This is a genomic window from Paenibacillus favisporus, from assembly GCF_040545415.1.
Taxonomy (GTDB): Bacteria; Bacillota; Bacilli; order Paenibacillales; family Paenibacillaceae; genus Paenibacillus_AQ; species Paenibacillus_AQ favisporus.
In genome coordinates, this window is the sequence record NZ_JBEPLV010000001.1 from 1,570,262 (window position 1) to 1,594,108 (window position 23,847).

Sequence of the window (23,847 nt, forward strand, 5' to 3'; positions counted from 1 at the left end):
CATCCGTTTAAAAAACCGGACACCAATACCTTATCGAGTTTTATGTATAAAATCCATTTTACTTAAGGAGGTCAACTACATGGTCAACGTCAAAGCCCCTGCAATCTATATTAACGAGCCTGATATCCTCGCCAGCGGCGGAGAGAGGATTACATTGATCAGCAGAAAGCTTCTTATTATTGGCGGCAAAACAGCATTGACGGCAGCGGCTCCTCTTCTAGCTAGTCTTGATGAAGTAAAGGCGGAGTATGAAATCCATACGTTTGCCGGGTATCCAACGTTGGAGCAGATTGCCAGGTATGTATCAGTAGCATCCGGCAAGGGATACGAAGCCGTTGTGGGCATTGGTGGAGGCAAAGCACTGGATGTGGTAAAGGCAGTAGCCGAACGCTTGGAGTTGCCGAGTATTACGGTGCCTACGGTGGCCGGAACATGCGCAGCCTGGTCGGCGCTGACGGTTCTTTATGATAACGAGGGACGTTCTGCAGGTTATCTGCCCCTCAATCAGTCCCCACAGTTGGTTCTCGCGGATACCCGTGTATTGGCAGCGGCCCCAAGACGATATTTGGCATCCGGTATTGCGGATACGTATGTGAAATGGAACGAGACTGCAGTTAATATGAAAAATCTTCATTCAGATCTAGATATACGGCTTAGCGTACATACATCCCTATTAGCTGTTGAAGTGCTTGACCGATATGCGCAGGAGGCTTACGAAGCAGCATATGAGGATGAGGTTACTTGGGCGTTTCACGAAACTAGTCAAGCCATAATCTGGCTTGCAGGACAGGTAGGTAGTGTCACTGGGGGACAGCCACGCATCGCGCTGGCCCATGCCCTTCACGACTGCCTTACCCAGTTTCCCGTGACGAAAGACACGCTGCACGGCGAGAAAATCGCCTTTTCCTTAATCGTCCATTCGATACTACAGGGACTTCCGCATGAAGACATCCTGCAACTGGCTGGCAAACTGCACAAGCTCCACCTGCCGATTACTCTAGAGCAGTTGGGATTTTGGGAAATGCGGAGCAACATGCGGAGGCCATAGCCAAGGTGTTTCCGTTGGAGAAGGTACAGGCGATAAAGTTGCCATTCATTGTGGACCGGGAAAAGATTGCATTGGCGATTGTTCAGGCTGACCTTACCGGCAAACGGGTTATAGGACTGGCATCATCTGTATCCTAATAGACATGGAGAGGAGAATCTACTGTGAACAAGAGGAAGCTGTCAATTCTATCTGTCGCGTTACCTTTCGTCATAGCTGTCATCCTGGCCGCTTGCGGAAATGAGAAAAATAGAACCGGAAATGAAGCGGAAGCTGCTGCTGCGGCAGGTTCGCCAGATTTGAGCAAAGTGACCTTAAAGGTCGGACAGACGGGGTGGGGAAATCTGGAGGCTGGATTTAAAGAGGCGGGTTTGGACGACACACCGTACAAAGTAGAGTTTAGCGTTTTTCAGGGTGGGAATCTGCAGTTGGAAGCCATGGCGGGAGACCATTTAGATATTGCGCTTACCAGCGAAATTCCGCCGATCTTTGCCAGTCAAGCCGTGGATGGAGGTAACCTCCAAATCATCGCCATCCAGAAATCCGATACGCTGGAACAAGAACTCGTGATTCCAAAGGGTTCAACTGTAAGACAGGTATCGGATCTGAAAGGTAAGAAGGTCGCCTATGTTAAAAGCACGACAGCCCATTATTTTCTCGTAAAGATGCTGGAAGAAGCAGGACTAAGCTGGAGCGATATTGAGCCAGTCGCGCTCTCAACATCCGATGGACTTAGCGCTCTGATCGGTGGGAGTGTGGATGCGTTGGCAAGCTATGGCAATGCCATTATTTCGGCTCACCAGAACGGGGCGACGACGCTGGCCAGCGCTAAGGACATTTTGTCAGGCAATTTCCCGGTGATTACGACTAAGGCGGATATTGCTGATCCAGCAAAACACGCAGCGATTGCCGATTTTCTAAACCGTTTAAATCAATATAATGAATGGATCCACAATAATCAGAAAAAATGGGCAGAAATCGTAGCTGAAAATACAAAGCAGCCGCTTGAACAGGCGCTTGAAACGTTGAAAAACAGCCAGGAGCAGCGACCAACAAAGGTAACTGCCATTTCAGATGAGGCTATCGCCTCGCAGCAGGATGTCGCAGATACACTTCAATCTGTAGGGTTGCTGACGAAAAAGGTGGACGTGAAGTCGCTCTGGAGCGATGCCTTTTCGCAAATGATTAAATAAAAAAGTAGTTCTGAAAAAAGCGGAATAGGGCTGGTAATGTTATTAGCCAGCCGTTCCATTTGAAAGGAGCCGCCAAACTATGAGTAAACCAAAAATCAAATACAACTTTTGGGTCTCGCCCATTACCCCTTGGCTGCTGCCTGTCGTTCTTCTTTTGGCTTGGCATGTTCTGACCGTTACTGGGATCATCCCGGCGAATAAACTTCCGCAGCCGCTGCAAGTCGTTAAAGAGCTTATTATTTCTGTTAAAAGCGGTGTGCTGCTTGATAATATTGCGATCAGTGCAAGGCGGGCCTTGCTAGGATTTTTGATTGGGGGCGGAATCGGCTTTGTTCTCGGGTTAATCAACGGCTTCTCCTCCAAAGCAGAGATATTGATGGATTCCTCGGTGCAGATGATCCGGAATGTGCCGCACTTGGCACTAATTCCTTTAGTGATTATGTGGTTTGGGATCGGTGAGGAAGTTAAGCTGCTGCTCGTGTCCCTCGGCGTGTTTTTTCCTATCTATCTCAATACCTTCCACGGAATAAGGTCAATAGACCGCGGGCTGATCGAAATGGCCAAGGTCTATGGACTGAAGGGCCTCGATCTGTACAAGGAAGTCATTCTCCCGGGTGCACTGCCTTCCATTCTGGTGGGAATCCGTTATTCACTCGGTATTATGTGGCTGACGCTCATTGTGGCCGAGACGGTGGCCGCAGACTCGGGCATCGGTTACATGGCCATGAACGCCAGAGAGTTTATGCAGCTCGATATTACCGTTCTTAGCATTATCATTTATGCGCTGTTGGGCAAGCTTTCAGATAGCATCGCCAAGGGGTTGGAACGATGGCTACTCCAGTGGAACCCGAATTATAGTGTGGCCAAAAAGTAAAAGGGGGTGTAATGCGGTGTCTGAAATCGGAAAGGGAGCAATGCTGTGCCTAAACCATGTCCGCAAATATTTTGGTGAAAAGCGGATTCTGCAGCAAGTTGATCTGACGATTGAACGCGGAGAGTTTATCGCCGTCGTCGGGCGGAGCGGTTGTGGCAAAAGTACACTGCTCCGGCTGATTGCCGGGTTGGAGCAGCCGTCGGAAGGACTTATTTCCATCAACGAGAATGATCCTGCTACTTCTGGAAGCGGGCATACAAGGGTATTGTTTCAGGAGGCAAGACTCCTTCCATGGAAAACTGTATTGCAAAATGTGAGGATCGGTACTCCGGGAAAAGATAAAGCTAAGGCTGCGGAAGCGCTAAACCTAGTTGGTCTATCCGAACGAGAGGATGATTGGCCGCATTTTCTTTCGGGCGGACAGAAGCAGCGCGTTGCACTGGCACGGGCACTGGCAAGTAAGCCTACCCTTTTGCTGCTGGATGAACCGCTAGGCGCCTTGGACGCATTGACTCGGATTGAAATGCAGCAGTTGATCGAACGGCTCTGGCTTGAGCAGGGCTTTACCGTCATTCTCGTCACGCATGACGTCAGCGAAGCGGTTGCCTTGGCTGACAGGGTAATTCTGATTGAAGATGGGGTCATTTCATTGGATAAGCGAATTGCGCTGGACCGACCACGTGAAAGAGATAGTGGTTTTGCTTATTATGAAAATTTGATCCTCAACAAGGTACTTGGAAGGGAGGAGCCGCTGTTCCAGCGAACGGCCGGTTATACGATATAACGGCGTTATTCAAATAAACTTCTTAAGCGTTATTTTTGGAAAGGGTGAAGCCAAATGAGCAAATGGGGAGTTGTTAATATGATTAGTCATGGAGCTAATCAATAATCGCAGTTACGACTGGAACAGTCTTCACGTAATTGTAATAGTAAAAAGGACTTCCAATTAGATTGGAGGTCCTTTTTATTGTCATTGCTAGATATGACATAAGATTTTATACGGTGAAGAGAAAGAACAATAGCACGGAAATAAATGATTCGAAAACCATTCTTTTTTCAGCTCATTTTTGATCTGCGGAGTTGTCGACACATCTGTTTAAGGATCGCGCTCGGTTTAAATGATCTTTTCCCCATTGTTCGAGACAATCCAGAACGGGTCCAAGACTTTTCCCGTGATCTGTAAGTGAGTATTCAACCTTAGGCGGAATTTCCGGAAAGACGGTCCGGTGAACGAGTCCGTGATTTTCCAAGTCACGCAAATGCTTTGTCAATATTTTTTGTGTAAGTCCGGGAATAAGCTTCGGAAATTCGCAAAAACGTACAGTCCTTTTTCGTAAATGACACAAAATCAGTAGACTCCATTTGCCGCCGATCATGTTCAGTGTGACGTAAGCGGCATAGTCGTTTTCTTGGTTTTTCACGGTTCTCCCTCCTGTTTAATACTTTCTTATTGGAAACTAACGCAATTAAAAGTGCCTACTTAACAAGCATGCATGTTCCCTTTATGTTAAGGATTGAAATTAATTTTATTTTATTATATAGGGAGGCTTCTCAAATGAACAAGAAGGTGTTCGTGACCGGCGCGACGGGCTATATCGGCGGGTCGGTTGCGCTCAAGTTGCGTCAGGCGGGCTTTCAAGTAACAGGGTTGACCCGAACAGACGAGGGAGCTGTCAAGTTAAGGGAATTGGGGATTTCACCATATATCGGCACTCTAAACGATTTCGAACCGCTCATACAGGCGGCAAAGGAAGCTGACATCGTGGTTAACGCTGCGGACTCGGATAACATCTTCGCGGTGACGACGCTATTAACGGCGCTTGAAGGAAGCGGCAAAACGTTCGTTCATACGAGCGGTTCCAGTATTGTCGGGGATAAGGCGGCGGGAGAATACACCAGTAAGGTGTATCATGAAGAAATCATCGAAGCACTCCCCGAAAAATTGGCGCGCGTCACGATCGATCGGACAGTGCTCGCGGCCGCCAATCGAGGCATACGTTCGATGGTCATTTGCCCCTCGCTGATTTATGGCACAGGCTATGGTATTCATAAGGATAGCATACAAGTTCCTTGGCTGATCGAGCTTGCATTGAAGCGTGGGGCAGCGTGTCATATCGGAAAAGGCGAGAATGTCTGGTCGAACGTTCACATCGACGACCTTGTCGAGCTTTATCTATTAGCGATAGAGCGCGCGCCGGCCGGTTCTTTCTTTTTTGCCGAGAACGGCGAAGCCTCCATAAGAGAGGTTGGTGAGGCGATCAATCGGGCATTCGAATTAGGGCCGGAAACGGAAATGATGAGTCTAGATGAAGCGATTAATCAATGGGGCCCTGAAGCTGCTCATTTTGCTTTCGGTTCCAATAGCCGCGTTCGTTCGACTAAAGCACGAAAAATGCTGGGATGGAACCCGAAAGGGACTGCGCTGCTCGAAGAAATTGAAAATGGGTGCTATAAAAAGTGACGTTCTGATATGAGCATAGGAGAGCTTCCGATAGATCGGATTCAAAGAGCAAGGGGAGAATAATATACAGAAACAGAGCCTCGAATGTAGCTCACAGATGGTTAGAAACCCTTTCCTTTTTTAAGGAACAGGGTTTTTAACAATTCAAGTCTTCAGATGATATTGTGAGGCTAGCTCTTCAATAGATACAAATACATAAGCACGTTGTTTTTCTCGATCTGAACTCATCATGTTTGGACACTTTCCGATTCCTATAATATTATCCTGCAGAGAGTCTTGGATGTCTCACATTAGATCATGCTTCATCCGTAGTAATTAATCCAATGTACATCATGAATTGCACCGTGTTCGGTGCCTTTTTTTGTTTTCTGGAACGTAATCAAAAATTTCGGCGAGAGTGATTGTATTATTTTCCCTTTATGGGAAGTTAGTCTATACAGCAGGGCTTTTTAATGAATATGCTCTTGGTATCTGGATCCCAACATGAGAAGGGGATGTTAATGACCATTGGAAAAATGAAGAAGTATAGGGAAATGTTACAGGTCCCTGTCTTACGTCCACATTTGCCTGAAACTGTCTGGATGACGGATTCAAGGATTTTACGGATGCTCCAAACCTATCCATCTATCTTTATAAAGCCCAATCACGGGAGCGGTGGTAGCGGAATTATCCGAGTCAAGAGATTGGGAAGGGGATTTGAGGTTCGTTGCGGCTCAAGTCTGAAGATTGCGGGACGTTCCTCTGTCCTAAAAGCGATTCGCTCGTACCGGAAATCAGGGCATCGGTATCTAGTGCAGAAAGACCTGCGATTAGAGAAGTATCATGGGAAAATTTTTGATATCCGTGTATACCTGCAAAAACCAAAGAGCAAATGGATCATTTCGGGTATGGCCGCCCGTGTTGCCGCCCCTCATAAATTTGTGACCAATTATCATAAAGGAGGGCATGCGCAACCTTTGCGAAAGGTCCTCATGAGTCTTTTTCAGAATGACCACTCCAAAGTGGACGCCTGTTTTCGGAAAATAGAACAATTATCCATTACCATTGCCGAAACGGTTAATAAATGGCACCCGATACATGAATTAGGGGTGGATCTTGCCCTAGACAAGAACGGCCACATTTGGATTATTGAAGCGAATTCACATCCGGGCCATATGTTGTTTACTCAACTCTCCGATCACACCATGATCAGAACCATTATGGAAAACAAACGATCGATGGGAATCTAGGCTCATTTTTTTAAAGGGAAGGAGAAAAGTTCCAATGAAAAAAACAAAGGAGCTTAGAAACTTGATCAACTCCAAAAAACTGGAATTTATTATGGAAGCTCATAATGGTTTGTCTGCCAAAATTGTTGAGGAGGCGGGATTTAGGGGGATTTGGGCGAGCGGATTATCCATCTCTGCAGCGATGGGAGTAAGAGACAATAACGAAGCCTCCTGGACCCAGGTGTTGGATGTTCTTGAATTCATGAGTGATGCGACGTCCATCCCGATTCTGCTGGATGGGGATACGGGGTATGGCAACTTCAATAATGCAAGACGCCTGGTCAAAAAGCTGGAGCAGCGGAATATTGCAGGGGTTTGTGTCGAGGATAAGCAATTTCCCAAAATGAACTCTTTCTTAAATGGACAATTGCAGCCGATGGCCGATATCGAAGAATTTTGCGGTAAAATCAGGGCCATGAAAGATGCTCAAACCGACGACGATTTTATAGTTGTAGCCAGAGTGGAAGCTTTTATTACAGGGAGGGGACTTGGCGAAGCGCTGCGGCGGGCGGAAGCGTACCGGAAGGCAGGCGCCGACGCGGTTCTTATACACAGCAAGAGGCCGGACATCATGGAGATTGAGTCATTCATGAAGGAATGGGCGGGAAGATTGCCCGTAGTTATCGTACCTACAAAGTATTATTTGACGCCAACCGACAAGCTTCGGGAGCTGGGGATTAGCCTTGTTATATGGGCGAACCATAATTTACGATCATCCATTCAAGCCATGAAACAGATATCCCGCAGAATTTATCAGGATGAGAGTCTTGTTCAAATCGAAAAGGATGTTGCAACGCTGGAAGAAGTATTCAGGCTTCAAGGTGCTGAAGAGCTGGAAGCTGCGGAACAAAGATATCTTCCGGCATCACAGTGCGACTCGAATGAGGAGATATAATGGACACTAGGATATTTGGGGAAGAACTCCGAAAATTAGGATTTACTTTTTTCAGCGGTGTACCTTGCTCCTACCTGAAAAATTTAATCAATTACTCCATCAACGAATTCGATTATGTTGCAGCAGCCAACGAAGGTGATGCGGTAGCCATCGCATCCGCGGCTTATATAGGGGGGCAAAAACCCGTTGTACTCATGCAAAATTCAGGGCTAACCAACGCTGTTTCGCCGTTAACATCCCTTAACTACCCCTTTCGAATTCCGCTGCTTGGATTTGTCAGCCTTCGCGGAGAGCCCGGGGTTCCTGATGAGCCCCAACATGAGCTTATGGGCAAGATCACGACGAACCTGCTGGAATTAATGGACGTGGAATGGCAATATCTATCCAAAGATTTGGAAGTGGCCAATAAGCAGCTGATTCAGGCCAATGAGCAAATTTCCCGGAATCGGCCATTTTTCTTTGTGGTCAAGAATGGGACCTTTGACGCAGAGCCTTTGAAAAAGCAGCAAAACTCCATTCGTTCAAACCAGATTCTGCGGTGTGCCCATCAAGACAACCAAATGCCTGCGCGGCATGAGGCATTAAGTGTAATCAATTCGGTGAAAGACGGGGATACGATTCAGCTTGCAACCACGGGCAAAACAGGACGGGAATTATATGAAATTGAAGATGCAAGCAACAATTTGTACATGGTCGGCTCTATGGGGTGCGTCAGCTCTTTCGGACTTGGGCTCGCCCTTAGTCAACCTAGCAAGAATATTGTCGTGATTGACGGAGATGGCTCTTTATTGATGCGGATGGGAAGTCTTGCGACAAATGGGTATTACAGTCCCAATAACATGATTCATATTCTTCTCGATAATAACGCTCACGAATCAACAGGAGGGCAAAGGACGGTATCTCATAATATGGATTTCGTGAACATTGCCGCTTCCTGCGGTTATACGAGGGCCATCCATGTCCACAACCTCGAAGAGCTGAAGGCCAGTTTGCAAGAATGGAAAAAGACTAAAGGTCTTACCTTCATTTATATGAAAACATCCATGCAGTCCAAAGATCAACTTGCTCGCCCAAGCATAAAGCCTCATGAAGTAAAAGAACGTCTACAGCGATTTATCAATAACGACCCCTTAACGATCAAGGAAGTGGATGGTTCATGAGTTCTACCGTAAAGAGAAACATTTTGCTTACTCCAGGCCCGGCAACGACTACAGATAGCGTGAAATGGTCACAGGTGGTTCCGGATATATGTCCTCGTGAAGCCGAGTTTGGCGAAATCATGGAGCATATTTCCACAGAGCTTACCTGTTTGGTTGCGGACCCGAACCATTATCAGACCATATTATTTGGTGGGTCGGGCACTGCAGCGGTTGAATCGATGATCAGTTCCGTCTCTGGAAATGAAGCTGTAGTTATCGTTAATAATGGCGCTTATGGAAAACGGATGTGCGAAATCGCCGCGGTTTATGGAATCGATTATTTGGAATTTAAAAGTCCCTTCGACGATGCGATCCATTTGGCTGACTTAGAGCGTTGCATTCAATCTTCCGGACGAAAGATATCCCATCTTGCCGTCGTGCATCATGAGACGACGACCGGCCTTTTGAACAATGTGAAGGAACTTGGGGTATTATGCAAAAAGTATCATATCGACATGATGGTAGATGCCATGAGTTCATTTGCTGCCGTTCCGATTGACTTGAAGGAAATGAACATTTCCTTTTTGGCATCCAGTTCGAACAAGAATCTGCAGGGATTGCCCGGGGTTTCGTTCGTAATCGCTGAGAAAAGTAAGTTGGAGAGTTTGAAGGACAGGAAACCCAGAAGCTATTATTTGAATTTGTACGCCCAATATCAATATTTTGCGGAACATGCGCAAATGCGGTTTACACCGCCGGTACAGGCATTGTATGCGCTTAGGCAGGCCATCGAAGAATTAAAGCAGGAGGGTGTGGCAAAACGTTACGAAAGATACATGGCATCCTGGACAACTTTAATCACCGGTCTAAAAAGGCTGGATTTATCCTATTTGGTCCCCGAAGCGCATCACTCCAAGCTGATTACATCCATTCGTGAACCTTATTCAGATTTTGACTTCCAATCCATGCATGATTTTTTCTATAGCAAAGGCATTATGATTTATCCCGGCAAATTGGAGGGTTTAAGGACGTTTCGAATTGCCAATATCGGGGACATTACGTCCAAGGATATCGAGTTTTTTTTGGAATTGCTTGAAGATTTTCTGGATGGCATTGAAGTGAACAAGTGAAAGGTGGAGTCCAATGGGATCGGTAACAAAAAATAAATGGCTAAAATACTTGTTTTTGAAAAGGTATCCCCCCCTTGCTCCTTATTTACCTGAAACGCGGAAGATGAGTCCACATTCCTTCTGGACGCTTTTGGGAAAATACCGGCATGTCATTGTTAAACCCGTTTGGGGGAGCCGCGGACGGGGCGTCATTCAAGTCTCAGATTTGGGGAATGACAATTATGCCATCCATTACGAGCGTATGGAAACGGTGAAACAGGGAAGAGAGAATACCTATCGGTATATTAAAAGAATAATCAGGTCTGCCGCCTATATGGTTCAACAGAGAATTACTCGGCCGACGATAAATAATCGCCCCTTTGATATGAGAGTCATCGTTCAACGGAAAAAACATTCTTCAAGATGGGTAGTTACAGGAAAGGTAATCAAGGTGGCAGGCAAAGGGTACGTTGTGTCCAACAATACGCGGAGTCATGGACAACTGCTTAGGTTTAAACCGGGCATCCAACATTCTTCCATCGGACACTTGCCTATAGCCGCATTAGAATCCCAAATCGATAAGGTTTCGCTTCGTTCCGCGAAAAGATTAAACGCATTGTTCCCCGGACACCGAATTTATGGCCTGGATATAGCAACTGATCCGTATGGGCGTGTTTCCATTATTGAAGCCAATCTTTATCCGGCAATGTCTCATTTCCTTAAACTGAAGGATGGGGTAACGTATCGCCGAATACTCTCTTATAAAAGAAGTAAATATATCCACTACAGAAGTAAGCATATCCACTACAGAAGTAAATATATCCACTATCGTTAAGTAATCGAATCATAATATGAATAACCTTTATTTTTTCGACTTATCCAGCCATCTCGAACCAAACTCCACATATTTCTCAATCAGATTATTTAATTAACCATTAACGCAACGACGAAAGATAATAGGGGCTGCACGATTTATTACGAGGCAGCCTCTATTTGTTTTAACCACTTAAATCTTACGTTTGATTAGAATACAGTAGCAACGCGGGAGGAGAAAACATGCGTAGAATTATTGCCGTTATCTTGCTTATCATCGGAACGTGCTTTCTGATTTATGACTTCGCCAGACAACAAGTGATCATAAAAGAAGAACTAAAAGAAACCAATATACTGACTACGCAATCATCAGGAACAGCAAATCTGGAAGAAAACAGTACGAAGGAATGTATCACACCTCACTCCCACGGTCAGTAAAACGGATCTAGAACAGAATGATCTCATTGGGTTATACTATCACGTTTCCTAATTGGCTCCGGTCGACCGAAGCTATTCGTGACGCAGTCAATACCCCTTGCCTTGATGGGGGAGGAGATCAGCAAGTCCTGGGATCAGCAAGTCCTGGGATCATCATATCCGGAAGTCCTGGATACTGAATGTGGGGGATATCAAGCCACAGGAAGCCGAGATGACGATTTTTATTCGTTATGCACGTAGAAAAATACCTATCCGCTTGTTTTCAGGGGCATTTTTTATGGGGGGGCTGGCATCATTTTTAAAATATTTTGATGAGAACGATCAAATAATTGAGCAAGACGACATAGCACACGATTTATTGTCAAATCAGATATTGAGCTAAGCTGACTTGAGGTATTAAGCTAACGGGCAGATTACATCAAAGGTATTGGAACTTGCTCATTTACCATCCTCAATGAAGCTACCGAAACCTGGCATTTGGCAACTTAACGCTTATATTGATGAAAAGTTGTTCGGTAGTATTAATATCGAAGTCAAATGATTATTGAACTAACGGGTACGATAGTTGAATAAACTAACTAACAGGAAGAAGCTGCCGGTGTCGAGGGACAAGAACATAGTCCCATTGAGAGTCGCTATTATAGCGGCTTATTTGTTTTATCGGAACAAGTTCTTGTCCCGGGTCGAAGATAAGAACTTGTTCCGATTACCGTAAACGAATCATAATGTAACTTGCTCGTTCAAGCATACATCAAGAATCCACGGCCACGGTCCGTAGCCCGTTTCAACGTTGATATGTCCCATTTTAGGCAACATAACGCAAGGAACCCCTAGATCAAAGTACTGTGATGCATCTTCCACCGAGCAATAAGGATCTGTTGACGATAAAACCAATAGCGTTTTTTCCGCAATCTTTCCGATCTCATGCATGTTTTCCGGTACAGGGAAAAAAGTCATCACTGGTTCATATTCCAAAAATGGCGAGGGTGGGGCTATAAGAATGGCTCGCTGAATTTTTCGTTTCGGATTTGAAGCCGCGTAGTGGAACCACATGATACACGCTAGACTATGAGCCACGACGATGACTTCTTCATCGTTTGGAATTTCTTCAAAGACAGAAGATAAATGATTGAGCCAAACATCCCTGTCAGGTTGATCTTTGTCTGGAAAGTCAGGAAATCGGACTGTTATACCTCGTTTTACTAGCTCTTGATGTAACCAAGTTTGCCAATGATTGGGGTCACTGCCGCCGACCCCATACAATAGCAGAAAACTTCTGCTCATGATGAGAGACACCTCCAAAATGGTCGTTGTGATCATTGCACACGATTCCTATCACTTTAATCTTCTTGTTCACCGGCGAACCGCTGAGTATCGTAAGCAGCTGTACCGGTACGTCCTCTGCCTGCCGCCACTGCTATGGAAAGCGACTTTTTTGTCCTCTCCGTACGCTTTGGTAATCGCATGGATGGCATCCCGGAGTAGTTCAGCTTGTTGGGTACTGGCTTCATCACGAAGAGGGATTTCAACCCACTCGACATCCCCCTCTGCCGCACACTGTGTGTCTTCTTCACGCAAATCAACAATTACCTTTACGCCCTAGAGAAGCTTCTCCATAATCATGACATCAACAAACCTTCCGTCCAAGATCCCTTGGTCCTCAAAGAATCCAACCTCACGGTATCCACTTTTACGGTATAGTCCTTGTCCATGATCGTTAAACGGGAAGGTAAACAACAGAATTTTGCGGAAATTATGTTGTTTGGCTACCTGTTCAAGAGAAAGGAGCAGCGCACTTCCAATCCCTTTTCCCCGAAAGAGCCGATCAATATATATCGAGAGGTCGGCGACTCCGTCGTAAGCTGCACGGGGAGAATAGCGGTTCAAGGAAGCCCAGCCTACTAAAGAATCCGCAATTTCAGCAACGAGAACAGCATAGCGTCCTTGATGCTGCTCGAACCAGGTTTCCATGTAATCAAGGTCTTTGGGTTCCGTTTCAAGTGTAGCAATTCGGTCTTCAATGCCTTGGTTATAGATCCGTAATATGCTGCTTAGATCTTCAGCAGTCGCTTTTCTTATGGAAATGTTTGCACTCATATTAACTCATGTCTCCTGTAATTATAGTATTAATGTATCTTTTTATATCATGCTTCCTCGGTACGTTCAATGCTGAAAGAAGCTGGTTTTAAAGTGAATCTTCTAGAGTATTGCGATGAAAATGGAGAATTCCATTACACCGATTGGGATGAGAAAGAGGGTTTCATTTACCGATCGAAAACTTTGTTCACCGCAACAATGAAAATTCTTGGGGATTTGTATCTCTATTGGTGGATGCTGTTAAGCCAACTTAAGCCCGAGAATGAAATACAAACGTATTTTAAGCTAACGGGAGACGTTAATTCAAAATAGCATGGAGCAGTTCGCCGGTTGTCAGCTGCTCCTTTTTCGTTAAGCTATCGGGCAGTATAACGAAGATGACATCTTTACTTCAGTGAATATTCTAACTATAATTACAGTAAATTTTTGGTATGTGTGACAGGCGTAAACGTGGATACCCACGAGGGAGCACATGATGGTCCAGAGAGAATGGCTCGATCTGAATTTTAAAAAGTCGAAATAGATTTGTGCTGGATTACCAATCAGATTCATTCAGGGAGGAAATAACATGCTATATGAGTTGCGAATCTATACGATTTACGAAGGTCGAATGGATGCCATTCAAGACAGATTTAAGGAGCATACGTTTAGAATTTTCACAAGATTGGGAATGAAGGTCGTGAATTTCTGGATAGATGCAACGGGCCAAAATAAAATATATTACGTGATGGAATATGAGGATATGGCGCAGCGTCAAAGTCTATGGGAGCAGTTTAAGAAAGACATCGAATGGATTCAAGTAAAACGCAATTCGGAAGAAAACGGTGGGCTCATCGTCGAAAAAATTGATGAATATTTTATGAATCAAGCTGAATTTTTCAGATTGGGAAATTGAACTAACGGGAAACGATAGTGAATAAACGAACAGGAAGAGCTGTCGGTGCTGATCGGCAGCTTTATTACGCTAACGGGCAGTTTAGTTCATTTGTTATACTTGATCTATGTAATTAGTGGGGCGAAAAGGAATGGGAATAAGATTAGCAACTAAAAATGAACTCCAATGGATAAATAAACAGTATCAGAAAATAGGCTTTATGCCGAGTAATTTAGAAAATGAAAAAATTGCAATAGTTACACATCAGGATGAATTTGCAGGCGTTGGAAGGATTGTTTATCTTAATGCAGAAGAAGCTGAAATTGGCGGTATATATATATTAGATGAGTTCAGAGGACTATCGCTTGCAAACGAAAGCACAAAACACAATATTAAAGAATTTCTATTAACATCATTTGTATTTGAGATGACCGACACCTATGATAGCCTGCGTTTATCTCGTTTTGCTACCTAATTAAAGTTGATACAAATAAGGAATGGAGGTTAATTTTACGAGTGAATATAGTGAAATAATCAAGAATTTAATTCAACTAAATCTTCTAACGAAAAAATCAGGCGAAGAAATCATCAATGAGATTGCGTTGAACTTATACAATGAAGAGAATTATCATTTAACCGAAAGGGATACATTTGATAAATTGCCTGCTGTAATAAGGGATATAATACTTGTAATTAACTTAGATACAGAACTGAATATGCAAGGTATATTGGGCTTCTTAGAGAATTCAACAGGATTATTCTTAAATGATACGATTGAAACTTTACAACGGATACAGGCAGAAGAAGATTACGATATACTAAAGGCAATAAAATCTATACTGGAACAAAACAATGTATCGACACAGGATTTAAGAAATAATGTTGATAATCAAATGGAATATTCTATAACTTCTTTTTCTGAAACTCACAGTTCTAAATATGATGATATGGTATCAGAAATTAGTGAAGTTGCTGATAAACTTTATCTTTATGATGGCGATAGAAACTTATTTGATTACCTTATACAATACGTTGATAAAAACAAAAATAATTTAGTAGGTGAGCTTAATAAATAGGTAGAACTCTTATTACGGGAACCTCCTCGAAGTTAAGACGGGAATCATACAGTTATTGATTCCCGATTTATTTTTATTAATTATCAACATTAAAATTTAACAGAGCCTAAATTATAAATAATGATAAAAGCCACCTGTAAGGCGACAAAAAGCCGCGTGGCAGCGACATTTTTTTTTTACGATAATGAGCCAAGATTGGCTCGTACTTTCTCGGAGACTCCGATCAGCGAAGCGGCCGCCCGGTATTCTCCCAGCCCGCACAACGCGCTTGCAGGCCCCTCGACTCCTCGCACATGAACCACGTTCCCGGATACGTTTGGCAGATGGCGATGCCATTCTTGAAAAAAGTGCCAACGCTTCTGTGGGCTTCTGCCGGTTTAACGCAATATATCTCAAGGCCCGAAAAGGTCCCGACAACTCCAAGTCGTCTTTTGCTTTCTCGAATAGCGTGTCACTTTCGATCCAAGTGCTTTTTTATTATTGGGCTTTGTTATATCAGTAATATTGTAGATTTGCGTAACGCTGTCCTTAAGTAACTTTGTAATGTAAAATTATACTAGTTATTAATGTATTGGAGCGCTCCTATGCGGACTGCGCATTTTACAACGAGGAGGAGAGACCGATGATCAAATCAAAAGCTCCCAAGAGACCGACAAGGGATGAATTTGTATTAGAGGAGATAGGCAATCAACTTACAGAGGCTTATCAAGAAGGGTCAGAAATTCTACTTACTGTGTGGGGTTGGGAGGAGCCAGTAAGGGGTCAGATAGATCAAATGGATTCTCGGACTGGAAAAGTACACATCAAAAAGGATGGAGTTATTACCAAGGTCCCTTTTATGGATATCATGGAGATTAACTATCCTAGAGATTAGATTTAGTGAAAGGGAAGTTTTGTAGATGAGTAATCTTAAAGTGGATCTTGGAGGGATCAAATGACCGAAGTAGGGCGGGAAACGAATTCCTTTTATCGTATGTTTCAATTAACCGAAACTGGATTTGAATTCATAAGTATCTTACTAATTGTGACAATTATAGTAGGATTTATTGTTGCAGTTTTATTTTTTCGCCATAATTTAACTGGAAAAAAGATCATGATCATTGGTGGGGAACTTATTTTACTTGGCTTAGTTTTTAATTTAATTGTAGATTTTAAATTTCGATTTCCAAGCTTAAGCTTCATAGTCATTTTGTTAGGTACCATTACTTGTTTCATTGGATTATGCAGAAAAGATTAACATAGCAGAAAAGATAAATATAAAGAGAAGAAGTATGTCGAGGGACAAGAACATATTCCCATAGAAGCTGCATTTTTGAAGTGACCCCCAAAAGCTAGACACGGTTATTTCGTCAAGCAGCTTTCTCAAAATGAGTTCGGTGCTGTACCGGACTCATTTTGATTTTTGCTTTTAAATTTATATAGCCGTTAGTAAAGGCACACTCACCATGCATCTCATAAAGCTTTAACCAATATTGGAATTGGGACTTGTTAACGCCCATTTCGATTGCGTATTCCCCTTCCAAAGTAAGACTGGTGCCGTTTAATTCACAAACCTCATAGGAAGGTCCCCCCCGACCTGTTATACCAATTCTTTTGGAATCGCGTGTATGGTGGAATAGGAGATGAAAGAGCTGGCTTTTTCTTTAGGAAGTGTTTGACTACATATCAGTCAGGATTTCACGATCCGGCCAAGGAAATAAGGAAAGAGAATCTATGGATTGTCTAATTCGCTGAATCCCAATGGGTTTTTCGATGAAGTCCACCATGCCAAGTTCTATGCACCTTTTGCGTTTATATCCATCTCCCGTAACTGCGATGAGAAGTGGAGGGGAAGGAGTAGAAGAAAGGATTTCCGAGGCTGCCGTAATACCATCCATGTCGGGCATGTGAATGTCCATGAAAACAAGCTGATAAGGTTTGGATTTAACTAATGCTACAGCCTCCAAGCCATTTGTTGCAATATCCGCTGTATAACCTAGCTTTTGAAGAATTCGAACTAATACCGTGCGATCAATTTCATGATCATCTACAACGAGTATAGTCATGAGCACATCATCCTTTTTGGATTAGAAGAACTGGTTAGAGGGATAATCGGTGTATGAGGCGTTAAGTTAATATATAGAGTTACCACCTTAGAGTTAAGTTGAATCAGTAATTACAATATTGTGATAATTTTTATCACCACTCCTAAATGTGTAGTTATGTTTTGAGTTAGGAAATTCAGCTTATTAAGCTAGCGGGCAATACTGTTATAATAAATTTTATTACCGAAGTAATGTAATTCATTTTCCTTGATAAATGATTTATAATAGGTCAAGGGGGTTGGACGCGAATATGAGTGCCAGAGGTGCAACCAAAGAAGCTATTTTGACTACAAGCATAAATTTATTTAATCAATATGGATTCGAAAATGTAACGATCAATCAGATTTGTCAAGAAATCAATGTGACCAAAACCGCGTTTTACTACCATTTCAAATCTAAGGACGAATTGATTTCTGAATTTTTTTCGTTTGACAACTTCGTATCCAACGACGATTTGTTGAACATTCTTGCCGTTACCGATTTTGCCGAGCAGGCCATCAAAGCGATGGAAATATTCGTGAAGCACATTGTCCGATCGGGTGTCGAAATGACGAAGGAAAATTATCGGGTTCACTTGCGAAATCAAATCCTTCCGCTCGATAAGAGCAAATCCGCGCTGCTCGGCAGCATTATTCCTGCGTTGCTTCAACGGGCCAAAGACGCGGGCCAGATCAAAAATCCGGCGAGCGCCGAGGAACTGCTGGACACTATGTGCAATCTGGCCAACGGGGTTATTCTGAATTGGGCCATGACAGGAGGCAGCTTCGATATTCTGGAAGAAACAAGAAAGCAATTTGAAATTTTGTTGGTCGTCAAATGAGAGAAGAGGCAGGCAGAACGCTCCGCTCAATAGAGGGGGCGTTTTTTAGTTTGTTTTCCACGCGCAAAATATACATAACCATAGTGTTGACATTATATTACCGCGGTAATATAATTCGATTATTCGAAGCGGATGGAGTGATCAGATATGGAGCAAAAGGAAACGAGAACGATATTGGTGTTAGGCGGTACCGGTACACAAGGCGGCTACGTAGCCCGGGAGTTGTTACGGCACGGCCATCGTGTTCGTATTCTGACCCGCAACCCTGAATCCGAGGCCGCCCAAACGTTAGCTGCCCAAGGTGCGGAAGTGAGCCGGGGAGATTTAGCCGATCCGGTATCGCTCGGACCAGCCATGCATCAGGTAGCGGCGATTTTTTCTGTGCAGTACGCCGATCCATACGACCAGACGATCGAGCCACGGAACGCCGCCAACATGGTGCAGGCCGCCAGGGACGCCGGAATCAAACAAGTCGTCCATACCTCGGTCGCCGGCAGCAATTTTTTCCCGCGCTGGGATAAATACGAGTATTTGGCTCGGACATGGGACAATAAATACGACATCGAAGAGTTGATCCGTGGCGGCGGTTTCCGGTATTGGACGATCCTGCACCCGTGCTGGTTTATGGAAAATTTCACGGAGCCCCTTTCAGCCTTTATGGCACCGGAATTGAAAAAGGGCGTCTTGTTCGGCACGATGCATAGAGACACGCCGTTGAAGCTTAATTCGGGAGAGGATACGGCCCGATTCGCACGCGCGGCGTTCGAAGATCCACAGAAGTTTCATGCCAAGGATATTAATGTCGCAAGCGACGAGCTGTCCATGTCGGCAATTGCCGATACGTTAAGCCGGGTGCTTGATAAGAAAGTGGTTTTCGAAACAGTCGGCAGCGAGGAAACCCGGAATCGCGGTATGCTGGAAGGCACGACTTATTTCATGGAGTGGTTGGAGGAATTTCCCGGATTCGGCTTCAATATGCAGGAAACCAGGCAGTATGGCGTGGCGCTGAAGTCGTTTGCGGAATGGGTGGATGAGAATAGAGATCGGTTCGACATTCAGTAAGTAGCGGTTGTTGACGGTGGAAGGGAACGAACATGTGCGGCGTGATGGCACATTAAAAAGATAGCCTATCTCCTGGTCAATCAGAAGCTTTCTCTGGAAATGACGTTCCAACTAAAAGGTACTCCTCTCATTGTGAGTGATGTTCTCGACAAACACCAATCTACCCAAAATTAGAGCCCTTTTTTTATATTTTCAGTCAGCGGTACTTCTGAAATTCAGGTTGAAAACTCATGATGGCAAAAGAACAACATTGGCAAGAAAGGGCAGTTACACATTGTCGAGTTCCAGGCAAGCGTCTCCAAGCAAAGGAGGGCGGTGCCCATGGGTGGCAGCAGTTTACAGCGGCTTTTGTCGAAGGACAAGAACATAGTCCCATTGAAAGTCGCTATTTTAGCGGCTTTTTGTTTTATCGGTACAAGTTCTTGTCCCGATTGCCATAATGGACAAGAACATAAGCCGATTACCGATAAGATAAGTATCTAACATTGTTTCCATGCAATCTCATTAAGCTAACTTGCAGGAAAGTTGGAGATTAAACACGGCGAACCAGGCGAAATTTTTGGTGTTCAATCCACGCAACAAAACGAGTCTTCATACAACTCATAAACGGCGAGCAGCTGCTCCGCAAGGCTTTTCTCAGCGCTTTTAATCCATTTAATAAATGCCATGTGAAAAATTTCAACCGCAAATCGCGCAGCAAGCTCCGACAGATCGCTATTATAATTGGCAGATAACGAGTTTGTGATAGACGCAATGAGCACCTGCCCCTTCAACAGCTCCCGTTCTTGCAAATCAGGATTACTTTGAATAATTTGATTCCGCGCTAGTACCCTCTCCCGCGAGCTCTCGAAAAACTCGGAAGTCGACACAAAGCCTTCAACCGCAAGCTTCAGCGGTTTTTTCTCGACGTCAAAATTGGCCGTGATAAAAGCCGCGAGCTGCTGCCCCATCTCATTGTTCGTGTCAAAAAGCACATCCGACTTGTCCTTGAACTGCCGGAAAAAGGTTCGCTCCGTAACACCGGCAAGACTCGCAATCTCCTGCACAGTCGTGTTTTCATAGCCTTTTTCCATAAATAATTTGGCGGCTGCCGCCTGTAATTTTTCTTTGCTTTTCATTTTTATCATTCCTATTTATGGGATTAATGGAGGAAACATGATATGGTCAGTTTCTGACATTTTTTATTGACAATAAAAACCCAGAGGCATACAATGATCCTAAATGTCAGTTTGTGACACTATCTTATCAAAAAAAAGGAGAATACACAATGAAAATAACAGCTGTTGCATACAAGGGGGAGAGGCGATGAACGCAATACGTACGGATATTGAGAATAGAGTATTTTTAGTTTCGGGGGGAACATCTGGAGTAGGTAAAGCAATCGCAACGGGACTAGCCAGACTTGGCGCCAAGGTCGTGATCATCAGCAGAAGTGCGGAGAGTGGAAAAGCTGCATTAAAGGATATTTCGGAAGCTACAGGCAACAGCAGGGGAGATTGGGTGGCGGCGGACCTTTCCCTACAGTCATCGATCCGGGAAGTCAGCGACGTGATCAAGCGGAAATACGATCATTTGCATGTGCTTGTTAATGCTTGTGGTGCAATCCATTTTGAGAAGGAATTGACGGCAGAGGGGATTGATCGTATGTTCGCGGTCAATGTGCTTAGTCATTATCTGCTGACTAACCGGCTGCTCGACATCCTCCAAGAAAGCGGACCTGCACGCGTTATCACAGTGTCGGGTAACCCTAGATTTTTTAAGAATCCCGTCATTAACTTCGAGGATATTCAAATGGAGCACCAGTATAGCGGGATGCGTGCAGCCAACCAGTCGCTGTTCGCCAAGACGCTGTTTGCTTTCGAATTGGCAAAGCGTTTGGAAGGAACGGGAGTGACCTCCAACGCTTTTTATCCGGGGTTTGTGAAATCCAATCTTTCGAGGAATGCGCCTTGGTATTTGAGGGCCGCTGCTCCTCTCTTCAACGCAATTGTCAAGGCGGAATGCGAGATCGGGGTTTATCTGGCCTCTGAGAATGAAATAGAGCGCGCAAATGGCGTGTTTTTCGATGATAAGAAGCAGATCGTACCGATCCACACCAAGTTTGATGATGGAGCAGGCAACAAACTGTGGACCTTGTGCGAAGGGCTGAGAATTTACTAACCGAGCCGCTTGTCTAGCGATTGAGAGTGCTTTGACATGGGCACTTGACGAGTTTAGTAGTAGAAACATTGAACTGATTAATGCACAAGTTGTGACACGTAATCCCGCAGAAATTCTAAATAATAAGTTTGGGATCGAAACAAGAATTCATCTTATGACTCGAACTACTAAGTAAAATATATGCTTCTTCAGAGACAATCGGAGCGCTAATGGATCAATAAAAAAACCTAATTTCTCTTTTAAATGCTGAGAGATTAGGTTTTTTTATGTTGAAATATTAACGTTGTAATCCGCATTTTACTGACGCTACCCCAAAAAAGACCGAGTGATTGTTTATGTATTTTCTAAGAATAAAAAAGGATGATGCGTTGTATATGACTGAAAAAAAGACTGTCGCCCTGCTTCTATGGGTCAAATCCGTTAATTCATGGCTGAGCTCCGTTAGTGTTATCGGAGTCTTCGGTATGACCCCCTTGGAATGATGCATTCGGGCTGCTCTCCTTCTTCAAGGAACGCATATATGCGGTATGCTGTCGCCCCCATCCGCACATTGCATCTAGCACGGAAACAATGCTATGACCGTGATCGGACAGCCGATATTCGACCCGAGGAGGCACCTCTGGATAAAAGATACGATCGATTAGCCGAGCCTCTTCCAGTTCCCGCAGCTGTTTGGCTAAGGTGCCACGGGATACATCCGGAATAAGGCGCATGAGCTCTCCGAATCGCTGGGTCCCGTCAATTAACAAAATGAATAAAATGAGCGTTTTCCATTTTCCGCCGATCATCTCGAGGGTTGTAAGCACCCCTTGAAGCCGCGGTTCCTGCAAATCCCTAATCATGTCGTCACCTCGATTCTATCATACATGTGCACCGAACTGTTTGCCAAGCATGGTGGGGCAATCCCCCCCGGCAGCAGCAATAGTACGAATTTTCGGACTTGGTCCGATCAAAGTGACGTCTTGGCAGAGGCAGCTTTTTAGCCAATAATAGTCGAACAGAGGAGGAGATAGTCTACTCGCGAAAAGGAAGGGATGAGAATATGTCTATGTATTCAATGGAACATCAACGCGTTGTCATTATCGGTGGCAGTTCGGGTATTGGGCTCGCAGCGGCCCGGCAGGCCGTCGAGCTTGGGGCTTCTGTCGTTCTGGCCGGACGTTCGCAGGAAAAACTGCAGCAGGCCAAGCGGCAAATCGGACCGGCACACGCCGAAATTGTTTCTCTAGATAACCGGGATGAAGAGCAGCTGAAGTCCTTTTTTGCGCAGGTCGGGAGCTTTGACCATTTGTTTACTCCGGGCGCCTCGTACGTCAGGGGACCGATAACGTCCAGAGCGGAGGTGGCGCGCAGCAGTTTTGACGCCAAATTCTGGCCGCAGTATAACGCCGCGAAATATGCTATGCCTTACATTCGTCCAAATGGCTCCATTGTCTTGATGTCAGGAGCTTTCGGCCAACGTCCTCCGGCTGACGGCGCTTCTTACGCCGCCTGCAATGGAGCGATAGAAAGCCTCGGTAAAGCCTTGGCGGTTGAACTTGCTCCGGTTCGGGTCAATGTGATTTCTCCGGGAACGATTCGGACATCGTTCAACTGGGAAGGGACGGAGCAGGAAGTACGAGAGCGGGCCTACGAGGAATACGCCAGGATTAATCTCGCCGGTAGAGTGGGTACGGCTGATGAAGCGGCCCATACCGTTATCTACCTAATGACGAACACATACACGACCGGGAGTACGCTGTTCCCTGACGGGGGATTTATTTTGCGATGAGAAACCAGTTTTCATTGAGAAGTGTACTCCCACATGCATTTGTACGCGGGCGGTCATGGCGACGTTACAGCGATCTTCCCCTCCGGCTGGGGGACAGCCAATCCTTACGTCGATTCTACCCACTCTATGACCACTTGGGTGGAAAGATGAAGTTCGCCATTTACCACAGGTTCGGTTATGGCTACAGCGACACGACGGGCAAGGCGCGCGATATCGATCGGATCGTCAATGAAATCGGAGCACTATCTGCATCACTATCGACCGGACTTGGTGGCACAAGAGATTTTGACTCTGGCCGGAAAGTGAGAGGGCTGCGTGGTTCGATCAGATATGTTCTTGTTATAACTCTACGACTGTAAGACGACAAGAATACATAAGAGCCGCTAATTGTCGAGGGACAAGAACTACTTATTCCATTGAAGCTGCTTTTTTAGCGGCTTTTTTGTTTTATCGGTACAAGTTCGTGTCTCAAGTAATGGACAAGAACATAGTCCGATTACCGATTAGATGAGTCTAAATGAAAAGCGATGTAATTAAATCCTCGTTAAGTAGCATTATGCAGGACAGTTTTCTCATCCCCAAAACGTTTCGAAAGGCCGTGAGGAGACGTGTATGTCCATTGACTAGGAATTGAGTGAAGATCCATGGATTGTTCTCCTTTCTTCGGG

At 44.7% G+C, this 23,847-nt stretch carries 25 protein-coding genes and 3 pseudogenes; 22 read left to right on the plus strand and 6 right to left on the minus strand.

The annotated features are described in order from the left end of the window. The first annotated feature begins 79 nt into the window (after positions 1 to 79). The 4 genes from ABID47_RS07335 to ABID47_RS07350 all read left to right on the plus strand — a co-directional run bounded on the left by ABID47_RS07335 (position 80) and on the right by ABID47_RS07350 (position 3,896). Positions 80 to 1,048 (plus strand): iron-containing alcohol dehydrogenase family protein, encoded by a 969-nt coding sequence (locus ABID47_RS07335; protein ID WP_354495500.1) that lies wholly within the window; start codon positions 80 to 82, stop codon positions 1,046 to 1,048. A 161-nt stretch (positions 1,049 to 1,209) separates the two neighbouring features. Beyond that, positions 1,210 to 2,238, plus strand: a complete 1,029-nt coding sequence (locus ABID47_RS07340; protein ID WP_354495501.1) for an ABC transporter substrate-binding protein — start codon at positions 1,210 to 1,212, stop codon at positions 2,236 to 2,238. Between the two features lie 79 nt (positions 2,239 to 2,317). Beyond that, positions 2,318 to 3,112 carry an ABC transporter permease subunit gene (locus tag ABID47_RS07345; protein ID WP_145019001.1) on the plus strand — a complete coding sequence of 265 codons (795 nt, stop codon included), beginning with the start codon at positions 2,318 to 2,320 and terminating at the stop codon, positions 3,110 to 3,112. Between the two features lie 40 nt (positions 3,113 to 3,152). Further along, positions 3,153 to 3,896 (plus strand): ATP-binding cassette domain-containing protein, encoded by a 744-nt coding sequence (locus tag ABID47_RS07350; RefSeq protein WP_145163973.1) that lies wholly within the window; start codon positions 3,153 to 3,155, stop codon positions 3,894 to 3,896. A 277-nt stretch (positions 3,897 to 4,173) separates the two neighbouring features. On the opposite strand, the gene ABID47_RS07355 is transcribed toward ABID47_RS07350, so the two are convergent. Beyond that, positions 4,174 to 4,488, minus strand: a complete 315-nt coding sequence (locus ABID47_RS07355) for a winged helix-turn-helix transcriptional regulator (protein ID WP_354495758.1) — start codon at positions 4,486 to 4,488, stop codon at positions 4,174 to 4,176. A 179-nt stretch (positions 4,489 to 4,667) separates the two neighbouring features. On the opposite strand from ABID47_RS07355, the gene ABID47_RS07360 reads away from it, so the two are divergent. From ABID47_RS07360 to ABID47_RS07395, 8 genes are all read left to right on the plus strand, one after another. After that, positions 4,668 to 5,573, plus strand: coding sequence for an NAD-dependent epimerase/dehydratase family protein (locus ABID47_RS07360; protein WP_354495502.1), 906 nt, complete (start codon positions 4,668 to 4,670; stop codon positions 5,571 to 5,573). A 500-nt stretch (positions 5,574 to 6,073) separates the two neighbouring features. Further along, positions 6,074 to 6,802, plus strand: coding sequence for a YheC/YheD family protein (locus tag ABID47_RS07365; RefSeq protein ID WP_354495503.1), 729 nt, complete (start codon positions 6,074 to 6,076; stop codon positions 6,800 to 6,802). Between the two features lie 34 nt (positions 6,803 to 6,836). Beyond that, entirely contained in the window at positions 6,837 to 7,736 is a 900-nt protein-coding gene (gene aepX, locus ABID47_RS07370; RefSeq protein ID WP_354495504.1) for a phosphoenolpyruvate mutase, read from the plus strand. Continuing rightward, positions 7,736 to 8,896 carry a phosphonopyruvate decarboxylase gene (gene aepY / locus ABID47_RS07375; RefSeq protein WP_354495505.1) on the plus strand — a complete coding sequence of 387 codons (1,161 nt, stop codon included), beginning with the start codon at positions 7,736 to 7,738 and terminating at the stop codon, positions 8,894 to 8,896. The genes aepX and aepY overlap by 1 nt, the downstream gene beginning before the upstream one ends. Next, positions 8,893 to 10,005, plus strand: a complete 1,113-nt coding sequence (locus tag ABID47_RS07380) for a 2-aminoethylphosphonate aminotransferase (protein WP_354495506.1) — start codon at positions 8,893 to 8,895, stop codon at positions 10,003 to 10,005. Before aepY ends, ABID47_RS07380 begins: the two co-directional genes overlap by 4 nt. A gap of 13 nt (positions 10,006 to 10,018) precedes the next feature. Further along, entirely contained in the window at positions 10,019 to 10,819 is an 801-nt protein-coding gene (locus tag ABID47_RS07385; RefSeq protein WP_354495507.1) for a YheC/YheD family protein, read from the plus strand. 221 nt (positions 10,820 to 11,040) lie between these two features. Further along, positions 11,041 to 11,235 carry a hypothetical protein gene (locus ABID47_RS07390; protein WP_354495508.1) on the plus strand — a complete coding sequence of 65 codons (195 nt, stop codon included), beginning with the start codon at positions 11,041 to 11,043 and terminating at the stop codon, positions 11,233 to 11,235. A gap of 133 nt (positions 11,236 to 11,368) precedes the next feature. Beyond that, entirely contained in the window at positions 11,369 to 11,617 is a 249-nt protein-coding gene (locus tag ABID47_RS07395; RefSeq protein WP_354495760.1) for a glycosyl hydrolase 115 family protein, read from the plus strand. Positions 11,618 to 11,955: 338 nt separating this feature from the next. On the opposite strand, the gene ABID47_RS07400 is transcribed toward ABID47_RS07395, so the two are convergent. Continuing rightward, positions 11,956 to 12,519: an RBBP9/YdeN family alpha/beta hydrolase gene (locus ABID47_RS07400; protein ID WP_354495509.1), complete on the minus strand. Its 564-nt coding sequence runs from the start codon at positions 12,517 to 12,519 to the stop codon at positions 11,956 to 11,958. A 315-nt stretch (positions 12,520 to 12,834) separates the two neighbouring features. Further along, entirely contained in the window at positions 12,835 to 13,332 is a 498-nt protein-coding gene (locus tag ABID47_RS07405) for an arsinothricin resistance N-acetyltransferase ArsN1 family A (protein ID WP_354495510.1), read from the minus strand. Between the two features lie 66 nt (positions 13,333 to 13,398). Between ABID47_RS07405 and ABID47_RS07410 the strand changes: the two are divergent. The 6 genes and pseudogenes from ABID47_RS07410 to ABID47_RS07435 form a co-directional block, all read left to right on the plus strand. After that, positions 13,399 to 13,586 (plus strand): annotated as a pseudogene (locus ABID47_RS07410) (class I SAM-dependent methyltransferase); the annotation flags it as partial. Between the two features lie 314 nt (positions 13,587 to 13,900). After that, positions 13,901 to 14,227 carry an NIPSNAP family protein gene (locus ABID47_RS07415; RefSeq protein ID WP_354495511.1) on the plus strand — a complete coding sequence of 109 codons (327 nt, stop codon included), beginning with the start codon at positions 13,901 to 13,903 and terminating at the stop codon, positions 14,225 to 14,227. Positions 14,228 to 14,567: 340 nt separating this feature from the next. Further along, a pseudogene (locus tag ABID47_RS07420) lies at positions 14,568 to 14,681 on the plus strand (IS1595 family transposase); the annotation flags it as partial. A gap of 22 nt (positions 14,682 to 14,703) precedes the next feature. Continuing rightward, entirely contained in the window at positions 14,704 to 15,282 is a 579-nt protein-coding gene (locus ABID47_RS07425) for a DMP19 family protein (RefSeq protein ID WP_354495512.1), read from the plus strand. Between the two features lie 622 nt (positions 15,283 to 15,904). After that, the gene (locus ABID47_RS07430; RefSeq protein WP_089547439.1) at positions 15,905 to 16,156 is read left to right on the plus strand and encodes a YolD-like family protein; all 252 of its coding nucleotides are present in this window, start codon (positions 15,905 to 15,907) and stop codon (positions 16,154 to 16,156) included. A gap of 60 nt (positions 16,157 to 16,216) precedes the next feature. Continuing rightward, the gene (locus ABID47_RS07435; RefSeq protein ID WP_354495513.1) at positions 16,217 to 16,519 is read left to right on the plus strand and encodes a hypothetical protein; all 303 of its coding nucleotides are present in this window, start codon (positions 16,217 to 16,219) and stop codon (positions 16,517 to 16,519) included. A gap of 421 nt (positions 16,520 to 16,940) precedes the next feature. On the opposite strand, the gene ABID47_RS07440 is transcribed toward ABID47_RS07435, so the two are convergent. Then, a complete protein-coding gene (locus tag ABID47_RS07440) occupies positions 16,941 to 17,327 on the minus strand; it encodes a response regulator (RefSeq protein ID WP_354495514.1) in 387 nt (128 codons plus the stop codon). 289 nt (positions 17,328 to 17,616) lie between these two features. On the opposite strand from ABID47_RS07440, the gene ABID47_RS07445 reads away from it, so the two are divergent. Next, on the plus strand, positions 17,617 to 18,186 hold the full coding sequence (locus tag ABID47_RS07445) for a TetR/AcrR family transcriptional regulator (protein WP_354495515.1): 570 nt from the start codon (positions 17,617 to 17,619) through the stop codon (positions 18,184 to 18,186). A 147-nt stretch (positions 18,187 to 18,333) separates the two neighbouring features. Continuing rightward, positions 18,334 to 19,248 (plus strand): NmrA/HSCARG family protein, encoded by a 915-nt coding sequence (locus tag ABID47_RS07450; RefSeq protein ID WP_354495516.1) that lies wholly within the window; start codon positions 18,334 to 18,336, stop codon positions 19,246 to 19,248. A 566-nt stretch (positions 19,249 to 19,814) separates the two neighbouring features. Here ABID47_RS07450 and ABID47_RS07455 read toward each other — a convergent pair. After that, a complete protein-coding gene (locus ABID47_RS07455) occupies positions 19,815 to 20,366 on the minus strand; it encodes a TetR/AcrR family transcriptional regulator (protein WP_354495517.1) in 552 nt (183 codons plus the stop codon). Positions 20,367 to 20,553: 187 nt separating this feature from the next. On the opposite strand from ABID47_RS07455, the gene ABID47_RS07460 reads away from it, so the two are divergent. Then, a complete protein-coding gene (locus ABID47_RS07460; protein ID WP_354495518.1) occupies positions 20,554 to 21,408 on the plus strand; it encodes an SDR family NAD(P)-dependent oxidoreductase in 855 nt (284 codons plus the stop codon). Positions 21,409 to 21,923: 515 nt separating this feature from the next. Here the strand turns inward: ABID47_RS07460 and ABID47_RS07465 are convergent. After that, positions 21,924 to 22,250 (minus strand): annotated as a pseudogene (locus ABID47_RS07465) (winged helix-turn-helix transcriptional regulator); the annotation flags it as partial. Between the two features lie 200 nt (positions 22,251 to 22,450). Here ABID47_RS07465 and ABID47_RS07470 point away from each other — a divergent pair. Continuing rightward, positions 22,451 to 23,179: an SDR family oxidoreductase gene (locus ABID47_RS07470; protein WP_354495519.1), complete on the plus strand. Its 729-nt coding sequence runs from the start codon at positions 22,451 to 22,453 to the stop codon at positions 23,177 to 23,179. Positions 23,180 to 23,847 lie beyond the last annotated feature (668 nt).